Origin of the sequence: Saccharothrix sp. NRRL B-16348 (assembly GCF_001280085.1) — a bacterium.
Classification (GTDB): Bacteria; Actinomycetota; Actinomycetes; order Mycobacteriales; family Pseudonocardiaceae; genus Actinosynnema.
Genome location: NZ_LGED01000207.1, coordinates 24,229 through 40,751, shown reverse-complemented (window position 1 = coordinate 40,751; position 16,523 = coordinate 24,229). Strand labels below are relative to the sequence as shown.

Sequence of the window (16,523 nt, the reverse complement as noted above, 5' to 3'; positions counted from 1 at the left end):
CACCTACCGTAGCCGGGTCCACACGCCAAGTGGACCCTCGGCTGTGAAGCCGCATTTCTCGGCCACCCGCCTGGCCGCGTCGTCCGGGGGGCTGGCGGTGATCAGCGGCAGGTCGAGGAACCCGAAGCCGAACCGCAGCACGGCGCCTGTCGCGTGCGTCGCGATGCCCTTGCCGCGCAGGTCGGGCGTGGTCCAGCAGTGCAGTTCGCCGGTGCTGGTCAAGGAGACCTCGCCGACGGCCGTTCCGGTGAGCTGGTCGCACACGGCCCAGGAACACGACTCTTCGGTGTGCCACTGGTCCGCGCGTTCGGCGATGTGCGCGCCCGCCGCGTCGAGGTCGGCGAAGAGCCCGCCGCCCACCAACGCCGGCCGGTCGTCGATGCGGTCGTCGGCGCGGAGTTGACGCAGGTAGAACTCCCCCGCGTTGATCTCGACGGCCTCCATGACGCGGCAGACTAGTCCGTGACGAACCCGTCGTAACGCCCGGCCAGCTCTTCGAGCAGACCGCGGTGCGCGGACGCGGGCCGGTCGTCGGGACCCGTGGCCAACTCCACGACCCAGTCGGCGTCCTCCAGGTCGTCCTCGCCGGCCAGCACGTCCTTGTGCACCGCGCACGGCGACCAGCCGGCCGCGCCCAGCTCGCGCGCGGCTTCCTCCGCGTCGTCGCGGTCGTGCAGGACCAGCAACAACGGACCCGCGGTCCCGGCCGCGCCGCCGCCGACGCCGTCGTCCAGCAAGCCCCGCGACGACAGGGCTTCGTGCAACGAGGGGAAGTCCGGCGTGTGCACGGCGTCGATGCCGACGGACCGCGCCGCTTCCGCGTTCACCGCGTTGTCATCGCAGAACAACGTCCCCGACGGCGAGTGTTGGAGCACCCGCAACGCGCGCCGGAACGCCTCGGGCGCAGGCTTCGCGACCCCGAGCCGCGCGGACGACACGACCGCGTCGACCTCGCGGTCCAGCCCCAACGCCGCCAGGTCGCGCGGCAGCCGGTCGGTCGCGTTGGACAGCAACGCCACCCGGCACCGCTTGCGGACCCGTCGCACCAGGTCCAACGCCTCCGGGATCACCTCGCCGGTCCGCGTCCACGCCGCCACCGCGTCGGCCGCGCGTGCGGGCGAGAGCCCTTCGGCGACCAACTGCTCCCGCACGGCCGCGCGCCACTCCTCGTCCGTGGCACGGCCGGCGGTCGCGGGACCGGCCAGGGAGAACGACACCCGCGCCAACGTGCCGCGCGGCAGGCCGAAACCGTCCTCGACCGGCCCGTCGGGCGGGAACCGCCGCAGCACGCCGTCCAGGTCGAGCAGCAGCAGCGACGGCGCGCTCACCGCCTGCCCATCCGGCCGATCAGCAGGAACACGGCGGGGATCAGCAGGAACACCAACGGCGTCTTGGCCAGGAAGAACAACGCCACGCTGATGATCGCGACCGCCGTGACGGCCGCGCTGCTCACCCGGAAGTCGAGCGGCATCCCGCGCCGGGGGGACACCGCCGAGGGCGTCACCGGCGGCTCCACCTGCGTGAACCGCGGCCGTGGCGCGGGCAGGTCGCCGAACAGCGCGTAGAGGTCGCCGCGGGTCTTCGCGGCGGCGACGCGGGCGGAGCGGTCGCCGTACTCGTCCAAGCTCAACCGCCCCTCGCCGAGGTGCGTGCCGAGCAGTTCGAGCGCGTGCTCACGCTCCGCGTCGCCGATCCGGATGTCCCGCTCGCTCACACGGTGAGCCTATTCCTTGATCTCGCAGATGACGGTGCCCTGGGTGACCGCCGTGCCCGACTCGGCGGACAGACCCGTGACGACGCCTGCCTTGTGCGCGGTGACCGGGTTCTCCATCTTCATGGCCTCCAGCACGACGATCAGCTCGCCCGCCTCGACCGGCTGCCCGTCCTCGACCGCGACCTTGACGATCGTGCCCTGCATGGGCGCGACCACCGCGTCACCGGAGACCGCCGCGCCGCCCTTGCCGCCGGCGCGCTTGCGCGGCTTGACCTTCGTGCCCGCCTTGGCCGCGCCGCCGCCACCGCCGCCGAGCGCCAGGTCACCGGGCAGCGAGACCTCCAGGCGACGGCCGCCGACCTCGACCACCAGGGTCTGCCGCGGCTCGTCCTCCTCGGCCTCCGCGCCGTCGGTGAACGGCGCGATGGTGTTGTCGAACTCGGTCTCGATCCACCGCGTGTGCACGGTGAAGCCGTCCTCGGAGCCCACGAACGCCGGGTCGCGCACGATCGCGCGGTGGAACGGCAGCACGGTCGCCATGCCCTCCACCACCATCTCGTCCAACGCGCGCCGTGCCCGCTCCAGGGCCTGCGGCCGGTCCTCGCCGGTGACGATCAGCTTGGCCAGCAACGAGTCGAACTGGCCGCCGATGACCGTGCCGCTCTCCACGCCCGCGTCCACCCGGACACCGGGGCCGGACGGCGAGGTGAACGTGGTCACCGTGCCGGGTGCGGGCAGGAAGTTGCGGCCCGCGTCCTCGCCGTTGATGCGGAACTCGATCGAGTGGCCGCGCGGGGTGGGGTCCTCGGTGAACCGCAGCACCTCGCCGGCGGCGATCCGGAACTGCTCGCGCACCAGGTCGACGCCCGCGGTCTCCTCGCTGACCGGGTGCTCGACCTGCAGGCGGGTGTTGACCTCCAGGAACGAGATCGTGCCGTCGACCGCGACCAGGTACTCGACCGTGCCGGCGCCGTGGTAGCCGGCCTCCTTGCAGATGGCCCGGGCCGAGCGGTGGATCTCGGCGCGCTGCTCGTCGGTCAGGAACGGCGCGGGCGCCTCCTCGACCAGCTTCTGGTGGCGGCGCTGCAACGAGCAGTCGCGCGTGCCGACGACGACCACGTTGCCGTGCTGGTCGGCCAGGACCTGCGCCTCGACGTGCCGCGGCTTGTCCAGGTAGCGCTCGACGAAGCACTCGCCGCGGCCGAACGCCGTGACGGCCTCGCGCACCGCGCTGTCGAACAGCTCGGGGATCTCCTCCAGCGTGCGGGCCACCTTGAGGCCGCGCCCGCCGCCGCCGAACGCCGCCTTGATCGCGACCGGCAGGCCGTGCTCCTCGGCGAACGCGATGATCTCGTCCGGGCCGGAGACCGGGTCCTTGGTGCCGGGCACCAGCGGCGCGCCCGCGCGCATCGCGATGTGCCGCGCGGTGACCTTGTCGCCCAGGTCGCGGATGGCCTGCGGGGTCGGGCCGATCCAGATCAGGCCCGCGTCCAGCACGGCCTGCGCGAAGTCCGCGTTCTCGGACAGGAAGCCGTAGCCGGGGTGCACCGAGTCCGCGCCCGCGCGCTTGGCCACGTCGAGGAGCTTGTCGATGGACAGGTAGCTGTCCCCTGGCGTGCTGCCGCCCAGGGCGAACGCCTCGTCCGCCAACCGGACGAACGGGGCGTCCCGGTCCGGGTCGGCGTACACGGCGACGCTGGCCAGACCGGCGTCCCGGCAGGCACGGATGACCCGGACGGCGATCTCACCGCGGTTGGCGACGAGGACCTTGCGCAGCGACACGACGTCCTACCTCCTGGCAAACGCTGGGACTGGGAGCGGCAATGGTCGGGAAGTTTAGTGACCCGTCAGTACCCGGTGACCGAGAGACAGCTCACGCTTGGGTGGAACAATGGGAAATCGTGACACGCCCGCCCACCGCCGCGCTTCTGACAGCTTGCGCAGCTGTGCTCATCACTATCGCGGGCCTGGTCATCGCCTGGTCACTGCGTCCTCCCGCGGTGCCGGACCCGGGCGCCGCGACGCCGCAGGACGAATTGCGGTGCGGGGCGACGGCGTGCCGTTCGGTGGTGAAGCAGGAGGTCGGTGTCGATTCAGTGGAATTGGTCGTCGGCGAGGGCGCGGGCCGGATCTGGACCAGTGGCGCTTCGGGGCCGAACGTCTTCGAGTTGACCATCGCGTCTTCGGGTGCCCGAATCGACGGGTCGTCGTTGCAGTGCGTGGACGCCGAGGTCGCGGTGTGCCTGGTGCGGGGCGAGGTCGGCGGCGAGGTGCTCGGGGAGGTGCTGGTGCGCAGGTCCGGGGCTTGGACGCGGGCGCAGGTGCCGTACGTGGCCAGCGGGGCGTACCTGGCGCTGCACGACGTGGACCAGGACGCGGTCGCGGACGTGGTGGCCGTGCAGCGGGCGTGCAAGGTGGACGCGGACTGCGGGCGGTGGTTCGCGCAGGTGTTCTCGCCGGCCGGCGGTGAGCTGGGGTGCACGCCGGTCGTGCGCGAGGCGGAGTCGTTGCCCGGCTGGCCGACCGTCACGCCGGACCCGTCCGACCTGCGCCAATGCGGCGCGTGACGGTGCGGCACACGTTCTGAGCGTTGAACTCGCGTGTTCTGAACGTAGGACACGCGCGACCTGAACGTAGGACACGCGCGACCTGAACGTAGGACACGCGCGACCTGGACGTAGGACTCTCGCGCGTGTCCTACGTTCGGAACGCGCGTGTCCTACGTCCAGGTCGGGTGAGGTGAACGGTCAGGCGGGGACGGGGGTGGTGCGCGGGGTGGTCAGCAGGGGCGGCTCGCTCGGGGCGTTCAGGATCTCGTCGTCGAGCAGGCCCTCGCTGCGGGCGACCAGGACCGGGACGGTGATCTGGCCGGTCACGTTGGTGGCCGTGCGGACCATGTCCAGGATCGGGTCGATCGCGTAGACGACCGCGACACCGGTGGCGATGACCTCCGGCGGCATGTTCACCGCGCCCAGGGTCAGCGTCAGCATGGTGAACCAGCCGGTGGTGCCGGCGGTGGCCAGCGCGCCGAACACGGCGACCGCGACGATCGCCACGTATTGCCACACGCCCAGCTGCACGCCGAACAGGTTCGCGATGAACACCGTGGCGATGGCCGGGTACACGGCGGCGCAACCGTCCATCTTCGTGGTCGTGCCCAGCGGCACGGCGAACGACGCGTAGTCGTTGTCCACGCCGAGGTTGGCGGCGGTCTGCCTGCTCAACGGCAGCGTCGCGCCCGACGAGCGGGACACGAACGCGAACTGGATCGCGGTCCACGCCTTGGCGAAGAACGTCACCGGCGACACCCGGCCGACGAACCGCAGCAGCAGCGGGTACACCACGAACAGCACCAGCAGCGACCCGCCGTACACCGCCGCGATCAGCGAGAACAGCGGCTGGACGAACGAGTTGCCGTACGTCGCGAACGCCGTGCCGATCAGGCCGAACACGCCGATCGGGGCCAGCAGCACGATCCAGCCGACGATCTTCTGGATCAGGTCGAACGCCGACCGGGTCAGCGTGACGAACGGCGTGGCCTTCTCGCCCAGCGCGTACGCGGCGAACCCGACCAGCACCGAGATGAACACGACCTGGAGCACTTCACCCTCGGTGAACGCGCTGAACAGGTTCGACGGGATCAACGTCTCCAGCAGGGTGCCCCAGGAGCCCTGGTCACGGGCGGCGAGCTTCTCCACCGCCGCCTGCGACGGCTCGACCCGCACGCCCGAGCCCGGCTTGAAGACCAGCGCGATGGCCAGGCCGATCAGCACGGCGATCAGGGACGTGGCGGCGAACCACAGCAGCGTCTTCCCGCCCAGCCGCGCGGCGCGCGAGTTGCCCAGCCTGCGCAGGCTCGTGATGCCGACCACGATCGCGGTGAACACCAGTGGGATGACGGTGAACTGCAAGAGACTGGTGAAGACGTCGCCGATGGAACCGAGGGTGGTAGTGAGCCACGCCTGGTCCGTGCTCTTGGCGACGTACCCCGCCAGGGCGCCGAGGACGAGGGCGGCGAGGACGGTGAAGCCGAACACCTTCGGCTTCGTATAACTGCGGACGAACGACACGACTGCTCCGGGTTGGCTGCGCAGGGGTGGGCGACGGGGGCGGCGTCAGCCGCGACAGCCCGTGCTCGTCCTGCGCCCGAAGTCGATGTGACGGCGGCGCGTCAGCAGTTCACCCACAGCTCCCCCAACGCGAAAGGCCTTCGAGGAGCTTCCCGGATCAGGGGAAATGTGACAACGGCTACCAGATGTCGGACACCGCGACGCCGACTTGACGCAGCAGCGCGCGCGTGAGCGGCAGGCTGATGCCGATGACGCTGGACGGGTCGCCGTCGATGCCGTCCACGAACCAGCCGCCGAGGCCGTCGAGCGTGAACGCCCCCGCGACGTGCAGCGGCTCGCCCGTCGCCAGGTACGCCTCCAGCTCGTCGTCGGTCGGCCGGCCGAACCGCACCAGCGTCGCCTCGTGCCCGACGGCGCGCGCCACGACCTGCCCGCCGCGCATCCGCAGCACGGCGTGCCCGGTCAGCAGGGCGCCGGTGGTGCCTGCCATCTTCTTCCACCGCTCGCGCGCGACCTCGACCGTGCCGGGCTTGCCGTGCACCTCGCCGTCGGCGGTGCGCAGCATCGAGTCGCACCCGACGATCACCGCGTCGTCGTCCTCGTCACGGGCGATCGCCTCGGCCTTCGCCGTCGCCAGGGCCGTGACCAGCTCTTCCGGTGTCGGGTCGGCGAGGGAGGCGGCCAGCGCGTCCTCGTCGACGCCGGACACGCGGACGACGGGCTCGACACCGGCGGCACGCAGCACGGCCAGGCGGGCGGGGGACTGGGAGGCGAGGACGAAGCGCACGACGAGCAGCCTAGGGCCCTCCCGGACGGACGGCGGTCGGGTGGGCGCGGTGCGGGTTGCCGAACCGGAAACCCCTGATCACAGCATTTCGTGAGGCGTGCACGTGCGGTGCGTAGAACTACCGATGCGCGCCGTGACGGCGTGCGGCACTCTCGGAGTGGTGCAACGTCTGGCTCTGGTAGTCCGCCGGAACGACCGGGGTCGAGGCCGGTACCGGTGGCTGTTGGTGGCGCCGGTCGTCCTGATCCTCGTCCTGTCGGCGCGCGTCGTGTCCACGGACCCGGTGGGCTACGGCGTGCCGTTCTGGCCGTTCGCGAACGGCAGCGACCGCGTCGAGCACCGGGTGATGGACCAGGTGACGTCCATCGCGCGGGCGTTGCGGCGGCTGGACGAGGTGCCGTCGGCGGTGGCGGCCGAGGGCGTCGAGGTGCTGGAGGCGCGGGTCGGCGTCGGCACCATGTGGATGCGGGTGCGCGTGCACGTGCCGGACGGGACGCGCTGCCGGGAGGTCTCGGTGCTCGGCGACGGCGCGCAGGTCAACTCACGCCGCGTGGACTGTTGAGGGCAAGCCGGGATCCGCCGCCGAGGCGTCCCGGCGGCGGGTTCCCAGTCATGAGTCAGTAAGGCAGGGCGGAGCTCCGCCACGCGCCCGGGCCGTGCGGCAACGGGCGCCTGACCTGCCTGGACTTGTCCGACCACGCCGAACGGCGCGGTTCGTCCCCGGTGGGAACGCCGGCCGAGGCGAGGCCGACCACGACCGCCGTCACGGCGGCCAACTCGACGTCGTCCGGGTTGCCACGCACCACCCGGAGGTGCGGTGCCGCGCTCACAGCGGGATGTTCCCGTGCTTCTTGGGCGGCAACGCCTCGCGCTTGTCCCGCAGCATCACCAGCGCCCTGGCGACGTGCGCGCGCGTGAAAGAGGGAGGGATCACACTGTCAACATAGCCGCGTTCGGCCGCCACGTAAGGGTTGCAGAGGGTGTCTTCGTACTCTTGCTGCAAACGGGCCCGAAGCGCGTCGACGTCTTCGCCTTCGGCCGCCGCGGTCGCCAACGTCTTGCGGTGCACGATGTTCGCGGCGCCCTGAGCGCCCATGACCGCGATCTGCGCCGTCGGCCACGCCAGGTTGATGTCCGCGCCCAGGTGCTTGGAACCCATCACGTCGTACGCGCCGCCGTAGGCCTTCCGGGTGATCACGGTGACCAGCGGCACGGTCGCCTCGGCGTAGGCGTAGATCAGCTTCGCGCCGCGCCGGATGATCCCGTTCCACTCCTGGTCGGTGCCGGGCAGGAAGCCGGGCACGTCGACGAACGTCAGCACCGGGATGTTGAACGCGTCGCAGGTGCGCACGAACCGCGCGGCCTTCTCCGAGGCGTCGATGTCCAGGCAGCCCGCGAACTGGGTCGGCTGGTTGGCCACGATGCCGACCGAGTGGCCGTCCACCCGGCCGAAGCCGACCAGGATGTTCGGCGCGAACAGGGGCTGGACCTCCAGGAACTCGCCCTCGTCCAGCACGCGGGTGATGACCTCGTGCATGTCGTAGGGCTGGTTCGCGGAGTCCGGGATCAGCGTGTCGAGCTCGCGGTCGGCGTCGGTGACCGAGTCCTCGACCGAGCCGTGCACCAGGTCGTCCGGCGGGTCGAAGACCGGCGGCTCGGACATGTTGTTCGCGGGCAGGTAGGACAGCAGCTCCTTGACGTAGGAGATGGCGTCCTCCTCGTTGTCGCCGAGGTAGTGCGCGTTGCCCGACTTGGTGTTGTGCGTGCGCCCGCCGCCGAGCTCCTCGAAGCCGACGTCCTCGCCCGTGACGGTCTTGATCACGTCCGGGCCGGTGATGAACATGTGCGAGGTCTGGTCGACCATCACCACGAAGTCCGTCAACGCGGGCGAGTAGACGTGCCCGCCCGCGGCCGCGCCCATGATCAGCGAGATCTGCGGCACGACGCCGGACGCGGCCACGTTGCGGCGGAAGATCTCGCCGTAGAGGCCGAGCGAGACGACGCCCTCCTGGATGCGCGCGCCGCCGCCCTCGTTGATGCCGACGATCGGCCGGCCCGTCTTGATCGCCAGGTCCATGACCTTGACGATCTTCTCGCCGTACACCTCGCCGAGCGAGCCGCCGAAGATCGTGACGTCCTGGCTGAACACGCACACCGGGCGGCCGTCGACGGTGCCGTAGCCGGTCACCACGCCGTCGCCGTAGGGCCGGTTGCGCTCCTGCCCGAAGTTGGTCGAGCGGTGCCGCGCCAGCTCGTCCAGCTCGACGAACGAGCCGGGGTCCAGCAGCAGTTCGATGCGCTCGCGGGCGGTCTTCTTGCCCTTGGCGTGCTGCTTCTCCACCATGCGCGCCGAACCGGCGTGCACGGCCTCCTCGTTGCGCCGGTGGAGGTCGGCCAGCTTCCCGGCCGTGGTGTGGACGTCCGGCTCCTCGCCAGTGGGGGCGGTCGCACTGCTCATAGCGCGGCAGCTTAACCAGCCGGTAACGTCCGCGCGTGGCGGTAGTAGCCCAGGTCACTGGACCGGAAGTTGACCTCCAGTGCGGTGGAGGTTGCAGGCTTGGGCACGCGGCCCGCCCCACGGTCCACACCGCTCCGACAAGCGCGTGGGGCGGGTCGCGCGACTCCCGGCGCGGACCGTGCGGGCCGGCGTCTTCGCTCTTAAGGTGCGAGCCGTGACCTTGGACGCCGCCGCTCTCCGCTCCGCACTCACCGGCACCTACGCGACGGTCGACGTCGTCGCCGAGACCGGTTCCACCAACCTCGACCTGCGTGACGCGGCGAACCGCGGCGCGCACGACCGCACCGTCCTCATCGCCGAACGGCAGACCGAGGGCCTGGGACGACGGGGCCGCGGCTGGACGTCGCCCCCCGGCGGCCTCTACCTGAGCGTGCTGTTCCGCCCGACCGGCGTGCCGCCGGCCCGGTTGCCGTGGGTGACGCTGCTCGCGGGCGTGGCGCTGGTCCGCACGGCGCGCGGCGTCGGAGTCGAGGCGTCCCTGAAGTGGCCGAACGACCTGCTCGTCGGTGACGCCAAGGCGGCGGGCGTGCTGGCCGAGACCACCGCGGGCGTGGCGCAGGCGGTGATCGTCGGCATCGGGCTGAACGTGGCGAAGCTGCCCGACGACGTCGAGCCCGGCGCGGGCGGACTCGTGCCGACCAGCCTCGAAGACCACGCCGGTCCGCTCGACCGCACGGAGGTGGCGATCACGCTGCTCCGCGAGCTGGCCGCGGTGGAGGAGCGGTGGCGGCGCGCGGCCGGCGACGAGCCGTCGTTGCGCGAGGAGTACCGCCGGCACTGCGGCACGCTCGGCCGCCAGGTGCGGGTGGAGCTGGCCGCGGGCGAGTCGCTGCTCGGCACGGCCCGCTACGTGGAGTCCGACGGCACGCTGGTGGTGCGCGACGAGGAGGGCGCCGACCACTCGGTTTCCGCCGGGGACGTGGTGCACCTCCGGGTACGGTGAGGCGAGCCGCACCCGAGGCGAGCCGAGCCACCGAAAGGGACCGTCGTGGCCTACCCGGACGACCTGCTCAGCACCGGCGAGCACGTCGTGATCCACCGGCACCCGCACTGGAAGACGCTGGTCGTCCCGGTGCTCGTGCTCCTCGTCGCGGTCGCCGTCGGCGCCTACCTCGCGGTGCAGGTGTCCGACTTCAGCTGGGCGTCGATCGCCTGGATCGCGCTCGCGGCGGTCGTCCTGGTGCTGGTCGCCTGGCTGACCGTCGCGCCGGTGATCCGCTGGCGCACCACGCACTTCATCGTCACCAGCGAGCGCGTGATGTACCGGATCGGCGTGTTCAAGCGCACCGGGCTGGACATCCCGCTCGGCCGCGTCAACAGCGTCCGCTTCGAGCACACGCTGGTGGACCGGCTGCTCGGCTGCGGCACGCTGATCATCGAGTCGGCCTCGGACGAGCCGCTGGAGTTCGACGACATCCCGCGGGTGGAGAAGGTGCACTCGATGCTGTACCGGGAGATCAACGACAACCCGGCCGACGACCACCGGACGGAGGACAGGGTCACAGATGGGCGCGCGTGAAGTCGGCCTGCCGGACACGGTCGGCGGCGACGGCCTGCCGGACCGCGTGACGATCTGGGAGGTCGGGCCGCGGGACGGGCTGCAGAACGAGGCCGAGGTCGTGCCGGTCGGCACCAAGCTGGAGTTCCTGGACCGGCTGGCCGACGCGGGCGGCACGGTGCTGGAGGCCACGAGCTTCGTGCACCCCAAGTGGGTGCCGCAGCTGGCCGACGCCGAGGAGCTGCTGGCCGGCCTGGTCAAGCGCCCCGGCGTGAGCTACCCGGTGCTGGTGCCCAACGAACGCGGGCTGGAGCGGGCGTTGCGGGCGGGCGTCGAGCACGTCGCGATCTTCGCCAGCGCCACCGAGACGTTCGCCCGGCGCAACCTGAACCGGTCGCTGGACGAGCAGTTCGCCATGTTCGACCCGGTCGTGTCCCGGGCGAAGGCCGAGGGCCTGGCGGTGCGCGGGTACGTGTCGATGTGCTTCGGCGACCCGTGGGAGGGCGCCGTGCCGCGCGAGCAGGTCGTCGGCGTCGGCAAGAGGCTGCTGGACATGGGCTGCGACCAGCTCTCGCTCGGCGACACCATCGGCGTGGCCACGCCGGGGCAGGTGTCCGCGCTGCTGGCCGGCTTCGACGGCGTGGACCGGCTCGCGGTGCACTTCCACGACACGTACGGGCAGGCGTTGGCGAACACGCTGGCCGCGATGCAGGCGGGCGTGCGCACGATCGACTCGTCGGCGGGCGGGCTGGGCGGCTGCCCGTACGCGGAGTCCGCGACCGGCAACCTGGCCACCGAGGACCTGGTGTGGATGCTCGACGGGCTGGGCGTGGCCCACGGCGTCGACCTGGACAAGCTCGCCGACACCAGCGCGTGGATGGCCGAACGGCTCGGCAGGCCAAGCCCGTCGCGGGTGGTCCGGGCGCTGCGGGGCTAGCGGTGCGGGTCGTCGAGTTGACACCGCGGACGTGGCCTGTGCTGGAGGAGCTGTTCGGGCCCAACGGCGCGCAGTCCGGGTGCTGGTGCACGTGGTTCTTCCAGACCAACGCCGAGATGCGGGCCAACGGTTCGGCGGGCAACAAGGAGCTGTTGCGCTCCCGAGTCCGGTCCGGCGTCCCGGTCGGGTTGGTGGCGACCGGTGACGACGACCGGCCGGTCGGGTGGGTCGCGGTCGCGCCCCGCCTCGGCTACGCACGGCTGGCGCGCACGAAGGTGGCTGCCCCGGTGGACGACGACCTGACCGACGTGTGGTCGGTGACGTGCTTCTTCATCCACCGCACGGCCCGGCGTCGCGGCGTGGGCGCCGTGCTGCTGGAGCACGCCGTCCGGTACGCGCGGGCGCACGGCGCGCGGTCCGTCGAGGGCTACCCGGTGGACACCGGCGGCGCGAAGAAGGGCTCCGGCGACCTGTACCACGGCACGTTGGGCATGTTCACCGACGCGGGGTTCGAGCTGGTGGAGCGCCGGGGCGCGAACCGGGCGCTCGTGCGGCTCCTGCCGTGATCGAACGGCACCCCGGCGTCCTGGTGTGGCGGCTGTCGAAGCCGATGCTGGCGATCTCGTCCGGCCCGCACGGCGGCGGGCTCGGCGTGCGGCACTGGGCGCTGAACGCGACCGTGCCCAAGGACTACGCGCGCCTCGACCCGGACGTGCACGTCGCCGAGATCGCGGCCGGTCTCGGGCTGCGCGGGCCGGGCGCCGGTCTGCTCACCGCGGTCGACGTGCGGGACGTGGTGCCGGCGGCCGACGGCGGTGTGCGGTCGTGGGTGACGACCGGGATCGGCGCGCACCCCACGTGGGCGGCCGGTCCGCCCGCCGACGACGTGCCGGGCGTCGGCACGATCAACGCGGTGTGCGTGCTGCCGGTGCGGCTGGCGGACGCGGCCCTGGTGAACGCGGTCGCCACCGTTGCCGAGGCCAAGGCGCAGGCGTTGGGCGAGGCGGGCGTGCCCGGCACCGGGACGGTCACCGACGCGGTCGTGCTGCTGTGCCCGGTGGACGGCCCGGTCGAGCCGTACGGCGGGCCGCGGTCGGTGATCGGCTCGGCGTTGGCCCGAACGGTGCACCGCGCCGTCCACGCCGGGATTTCCCTGGAACGGGCGGGAACCGGCGTAGTGGTCGTAACGTCCAACGCGCGACCGACGACCATGCCCGGCGACGGCTGAAGACCGGAGGTGGCCGTGACGACCGATCACCGCGCCCAGGTGGACGAGCTGCTCGCCGATTACCGGCGCAGTCGCGACCAACTGGCGTCCGTGCAGCGCGACCTGGCCCGGATCTCCGGGTCGGCCACCAGTCCCGACGGCTCGGTGACCGCCGTGGTCGACGCCAAGGGCACGCTCACCGACCTGGAACTGGGCGACAACGCGTACCGGCTGCGGCCGGCGCAGCTCGCCGAGCTGATCGTGCGCACGACGCGGGAAGCCGCGGCGCAGGCCGCCGAGGGCGCCTACCGGACGTTGAGCCCGGTGCTGCCCGCCGGCACGGATCCCGAGGCGTTGCTGCGCGGCACGGCCGACCTGCGGTCCGAGGAGATCCAGCCGCCGCAGCCGGCCCGGAGGCGTCCGGTCGTCGACGACGACGACTTCGAGCAGCGCGAGTGGATGACCGACGTCGACGCCAAGGCTTCGAGGAGAACGAGATGACCGGCTTCGAGACCGACCTCGCCCGCCTCGCCGAGGGGGCCGACGACTTCACCGCGTTCGCCGAACGGGCCGGGAAGATCGCGGGTGAGCTCGGCGGCGTGCTCGGCTCGATCGGCGACTGCTGGGGCGGTGACGCGATCGGGCAGAGCTTCGCGGCGAGCCACGTCCAGCCGTCGGGCGAGGTGCTGGGCGGGCTGAACGGGTTGAGCGCCGGGTTCGGCGGTGTCGGGGAGCGCTTCGCCGAGACGGCCCGCACGTACCGCGAAGTCGAAGAGGGCAACCGCAACGCGCTCGGCGCGATCTGACTCAGGGGGCCGTGATGGGGATCGAGCTGCCGGCCGAGTTGGCCGAGGTTGCCGCCAAGGCCGGGGTCTCCTGGCCCCAGGCCGACGAGGACAAGTTGCGCGCGTCCGCGACCGCGTGGCGTGAGGCGGGCGCCAAGCTCTCCACGCTGGCGGGCGAGTCCGACGGGTCCGCGGGCAAGGCGTTGACCGCGATGACCGGGTCCACCGGTGACGCGGCCCGCGGCCACTGGAACAAGTTCACCGCCCCGGACGGCACGCTGAACGCCGTGCTGCGCGGGTGCAACGCGGCGGCCGACCGGTTGGACCACGCGGCCGAGCAGGTCGGCGCGGCCAAGGTCGAGCTGGTGCGCGAGCTGGTGAACCTGGCGAAGAACAACGACGCCGCGCAGCAGGCCGCGACCGCCGGGCACCCGACGGCGTTGCTGGGGCTGGAGACGGCGGTGCGCGGCGCGGCGGCGAACGTCGCCCACCTCACCGACACGTTGACCAGCGCGGTGCGGTTGGACAGCGGCGTGCAGATCGGTGGCCACCAGCCGCCGGTCGACGCCAACCCCGGCGTGCACGCGCCCGACGCGGGACGTGGTTCCGGTCAGCCGGGCGGTCTGCTCGACGGTCTGCTGCCCGGTGGGCCGGCGGAAGGCAACGGGTCCGGTGGTGGCGGCGCTCCGGGTGCTCAGGCGCCCGGTCTGGTCGGCGGCTTGGTCGGCGCGGTGACCGACACGGTGGGCGCGGTGGCCGAGCCGGTCCTGGACGTGGTCGAGACCGTCGCGCCGCCGCTCGCCGCGGCTCCGGGCGCTCAGCCGCCCGGGTTGGGCGAAGGGTCGCAGCCGGGTGGCTCCGGCGCGGCTCCGGGTGCTCAGCCGCCCGGTCTGGTCGGCGGTCTGGTCGGCGCGGTGACCGAGACGGTGAACGTGGTGACCGAGCCGGCCCTGGACGTGGTCGAGACCGTCGCGCCGCCGCTCGCCGCCGTGGTGGAACCGGCGCTGGACAAGGCGGGCGAGGTCGTCAAGGACGTCGGCGGCGCGGTGGACGACACGGTCGGCCGCACCGTCCAGGGCGCGGCGGACACGGTTCACAACGTGGGCGAGACCGTGGCGCCGGGCCAGGACAACGCGCCCGGCCGATCGGGTGCCGCACCCGGCCACGGCAACGGGGGCAACGCGGGCGGCAACCTCGTCGGCGACCTGGTGAACCCCGTGCTGGGTGCCGCGGGGCCGGTCGTGGACGCCGCCGTCACCCGCGCCGAGGGCACGGTCAACCAGTCGTCGGCGGCGGTCCTCGACCGACCGCTGCTCCCGCACACCGAAGCGCCGCACGCGACCGCCCAGCCGGCGGCTCCGGCCGCGACCCAGGCCGGGCCGCAGGGTCCGGCGTTCGGCGGCCCGTCCGTCGGTGGCGCGCCCGCGGCGGCTCCGGCGGCAGCGGCAGCGGCGGCCGTCGCGCAGAGCCCGGCCGCGAACGCCGCCGCGAACACCCAAGCCCCGGGCCAGCAGGCCGGGCAGCAGGCGGCGCCGAAGGCCGAGGCGCGAGCCGCTCAAGCTGGTCAAGCCGCTCAACCCCAGCCCGGCCAGACACCGGCGGGTCAGGGGCAGGGCCAGAACCAGGGGCAAAGCCAGTCCGGTTCGGGTCAGAGCCAGGGCCAGAGCCAGAACCAGGGCGCTCAGGCCAAGGGCGAAGCCGCCGCGAAGGCGGAGAGCCAGGTCAAGGCGGAGGCACAGCCCAAGAGCGAGGGCCAAGCCAAGGCCGACAGCGCCGCCAAGGCCGAGGTCAGGGACGTCCAGAAGGACCTGAAGGACGCCCTGGCCGCCGTCGGGCAGCAGGTCAAGGACGGCGACCTCGCGTTCGCGATCGTCCCCCTCTCGCTCGGCGGCGGTCGCGACACCATCGCACCGCCGCTCCCGGCGGGCGCCACGTCGGCGATCCTGCCGACCGAGCGCGACGACACCCCGCCCGCGCCACCGGTGAAGGCCGCGCAGACCGCGGAGCCGGCCACCGAAGCGGCGGCGTTGTTCCTGCTGCACATGTTCCCCGGCGGCACGCTCCCGCCACCCAGCACGGCGCCCGCGCGCCAGCTGCCGCCGCCGTCGGAGGACGAGACGTTCGCCGCGGGCCTGCGCTTCGAGCCGCAGGGCCACCCCGACGGCCACCTGGTCGACGCCTCCGCCCAGTTCGGCCTCGACCTGCGGGCCGTGAGCCAGGACGCGCTGCGGTCGCGGCTCTCCGGCGAGGAGCCGGCCGGTCCGGTGTCCACCGATCCGGTGCCCGCGGCCAACCGGCCACGCCTGGTCCTCACGCCCGGCGCCGCGCCGGATCCCGTGCTGCTGGCGGGCTACGACCCGTTGGCGGGCCTGCACGAACGCGACTGGGACCGCCGGTTCCTGGTCCGCGCCGACCCGCCCGAGTACGCCTGGCCGCCCGGCGAGCTGTTCCCCGAGGGCGGTTACGAGGCGGGCCAGGCCGGCGTGCTCGCGGCCGGCGTGGAGCTGGACCGGTTCGGCGGGCCGGAAGGCCGGGTGCTGTCCCAGCTCGGCACCGCGTACGCCGAGCGGTCGCTGCCGCCCGCGCTGGTGGACGCGGGCTACCACCGCTACCGGGTGGTCAAGGTGCTGCCGGTGTGGTTCACCCTGTCCGCCGAGTGGTTCGGCCAGCCCGGCGGCGGCGCCCGCTTCCGCGCCACCTACCCGGTCGCCGACCTGATCGCGCTGGGCTACCTGGAGGAGATGGCATGAACGCGGAGTCGATCCAGGGCTGGCTGCTGGCGGTCGGCGTGCCCGCGGAGGTCGTGTCGATCGGCGCGGAGGCCGACAACACGTGGTGCCTCCTGCCGACCGAGGAGGGCTTCGAGGTCTTCTGGCGCGAGCAGGGCAACCGGTACGACTGGGCGGCGTTCACCAGCGAGGACGTCGCCTGCCACTACCTGTTCGGCCGGCTGGTGTGGGCGCAGGTCGTGCGCGGCGCGGTCGGCGTGCTGCCCCAGGACACCCAG

At 72.8% G+C, this 16,523-nt stretch carries 18 protein-coding genes and 1 pseudogene; 11 read left to right on the top strand and 8 right to left on the bottom strand.

Features of this window, described 5'->3' with window-relative positions; genetic code table 11:
* Positions 1-3: 3 nt before the first annotated feature.
* From ADK67_RS24890 to ADK67_RS24875, 4 genes are read right to left on the bottom strand one after another with little or no spacing between them, the layout of a single operon-like run.
* Positions 4-444 carry a GNAT family N-acetyltransferase gene (locus ADK67_RS24890; RefSeq protein ID WP_053718915.1) on the bottom strand — a complete coding sequence of 147 codons (441 nt, stop codon included), beginning with the start codon at positions 442-444 and terminating at the stop codon, positions 4-6.
* An 11-nt stretch (positions 445-455) separates the two neighbouring features.
* Positions 456-1,328, bottom strand: coding sequence for an HAD family hydrolase (locus ADK67_RS53845; protein WP_082403735.1), 873 nt, complete (start codon positions 1,326-1,328; stop codon positions 456-458).
* The gene (locus ADK67_RS24880) at positions 1,325-1,714 is read right to left on the bottom strand and encodes a DUF1707 SHOCT-like domain-containing protein (protein ID WP_053718914.1); all 390 of its coding nucleotides are present in this window, start codon (positions 1,712-1,714) and stop codon (positions 1,325-1,327) included. Before ADK67_RS24880 ends, ADK67_RS53845 begins: the two co-directional genes overlap by 4 nt.
* Before the next feature lie 9 nt (positions 1,715-1,723).
* Positions 1,724-3,496: an acetyl/propionyl/methylcrotonyl-CoA carboxylase subunit alpha gene (locus tag ADK67_RS24875; protein ID WP_053718913.1), complete on the bottom strand. Its 1,773-nt coding sequence runs from the start codon at positions 3,494-3,496 to the stop codon at positions 1,724-1,726.
* Between the two features lie 164 nt (positions 3,497-3,660).
* Between ADK67_RS24875 and ADK67_RS24870 the strand changes: the two genes are divergently transcribed.
* Entirely contained in the window at positions 3,661-4,281 is a 621-nt protein-coding gene (locus ADK67_RS24870) for a hypothetical protein (RefSeq protein ID WP_053718912.1), read from the top strand.
* A gap of 180 nt (positions 4,282-4,461) precedes the next feature.
* Here the strand turns inward: ADK67_RS24870 and ADK67_RS24865 are convergent, their stop codons facing one another.
* Both ADK67_RS24865 and ADK67_RS24860 read right to left on the bottom strand, forming a co-directional pair.
* On the bottom strand, positions 4,462-5,784 hold the full coding sequence (locus ADK67_RS24865; RefSeq protein WP_053718911.1) for a dicarboxylate/amino acid:cation symporter: 1,323 nt from the start codon (positions 5,782-5,784) through the stop codon (positions 4,462-4,464).
* A 178-nt stretch (positions 5,785-5,962) separates the two neighbouring features.
* Positions 5,963-6,571 carry a Maf family protein gene (locus tag ADK67_RS24860; protein ID WP_053718910.1) on the bottom strand — a complete coding sequence of 203 codons (609 nt, stop codon included), beginning with the start codon at positions 6,569-6,571 and terminating at the stop codon, positions 5,963-5,965.
* A gap of 226 nt (positions 6,572-6,797) precedes the next feature.
* Between ADK67_RS24860 and ADK67_RS24855 the strand changes: the two genes are divergently transcribed.
* Positions 6,798-7,133 carry a hypothetical protein gene (locus ADK67_RS24855; RefSeq protein WP_053718909.1) on the top strand — a complete coding sequence of 112 codons (336 nt, stop codon included), beginning with the start codon at positions 6,798-6,800 and terminating at the stop codon, positions 7,131-7,133.
* A 55-nt stretch (positions 7,134-7,188) separates the two neighbouring features.
* Here the strand turns inward: ADK67_RS24855 and ADK67_RS24850 are convergent, their stop codons facing one another.
* Positions 7,189-7,401, bottom strand: coding sequence for an acyl-CoA carboxylase subunit epsilon (locus ADK67_RS24850; protein ID WP_053718908.1), 213 nt, complete (start codon positions 7,399-7,401; stop codon positions 7,189-7,191).
* Complete coding sequence (locus tag ADK67_RS24845) at positions 7,398-9,029, bottom strand: acyl-CoA carboxylase subunit beta (protein ID WP_053718907.1); 1,632 nt, start codon at positions 9,027-9,029, stop codon at positions 7,398-7,400. The genes ADK67_RS24850 and ADK67_RS24845 overlap by 4 nt, the downstream gene beginning before the upstream one ends.
* 214 nt (positions 9,030-9,243) lie before the next feature.
* Between ADK67_RS24845 and ADK67_RS24840 the strand changes: the two genes are divergently transcribed.
* The 9 genes and pseudogenes from ADK67_RS24840 to ADK67_RS24800 all read left to right on the top strand — a co-directional run.
* Positions 9,244-10,032 (top strand): biotin--[acetyl-CoA-carboxylase] ligase, encoded by a 789-nt coding sequence (locus ADK67_RS24840; protein WP_053718906.1) that lies wholly within the window; start codon positions 9,244-9,246, stop codon positions 10,030-10,032.
* A 45-nt stretch (positions 10,033-10,077) separates the two neighbouring features.
* On the top strand, positions 10,078-10,608 hold the full coding sequence (locus ADK67_RS24835) for a PH domain-containing protein (protein ID WP_053718905.1): 531 nt from the start codon (positions 10,078-10,080) through the stop codon (positions 10,606-10,608).
* Positions 10,595-11,524, top strand: a complete 930-nt coding sequence (locus ADK67_RS24830; protein ID WP_053718904.1) for a hydroxymethylglutaryl-CoA lyase — start codon at positions 10,595-10,597, stop codon at positions 11,522-11,524. Before ADK67_RS24835 ends, ADK67_RS24830 begins: the two co-directional genes overlap by 14 nt.
* Positions 11,525-11,526: 2 nt before the next feature.
* Positions 11,527-12,090 carry a GNAT family N-acetyltransferase gene (locus ADK67_RS24825; RefSeq protein WP_053718903.1) on the top strand — a complete coding sequence of 188 codons (564 nt, stop codon included), beginning with the start codon at positions 11,527-11,529 and terminating at the stop codon, positions 12,088-12,090.
* Positions 12,087-12,752 (top strand): adenosylcobinamide amidohydrolase, encoded by a 666-nt coding sequence (locus ADK67_RS24820; RefSeq protein ID WP_063797715.1) that lies wholly within the window; start codon positions 12,087-12,089, stop codon positions 12,750-12,752. Before ADK67_RS24825 ends, ADK67_RS24820 begins: the two co-directional genes overlap by 4 nt.
* Positions 12,753-12,767: 15 nt before the next feature.
* Entirely contained in the window at positions 12,768-13,232 is a 465-nt protein-coding gene (locus ADK67_RS24815) for a YbaB/EbfC family nucleoid-associated protein (protein WP_053718972.1), read from the top strand.
* Positions 13,229-13,537 (top strand): WXG100 family type VII secretion target, encoded by a 309-nt coding sequence (locus tag ADK67_RS24810; RefSeq protein ID WP_053718902.1) that lies wholly within the window; start codon positions 13,229-13,231, stop codon positions 13,535-13,537. The genes ADK67_RS24815 and ADK67_RS24810 overlap by 4 nt, the downstream gene beginning before the upstream one ends.
* 14 nt (positions 13,538-13,551) lie before the next feature.
* Complete coding sequence (locus tag ADK67_RS24805) at positions 13,552-16,266, top strand: TNT domain-containing protein (protein WP_053718901.1); 2,715 nt, start codon at positions 13,552-13,554, stop codon at positions 16,264-16,266.
* A pseudogene (locus tag ADK67_RS24800) lies at positions 16,263-16,511 on the top strand (hypothetical protein); the annotation flags it as partial. The gene ADK67_RS24805 and the pseudogene ADK67_RS24800, both read left to right, overlap by 4 nt.
* Positions 16,512-16,523 lie beyond the last annotated feature (12 nt).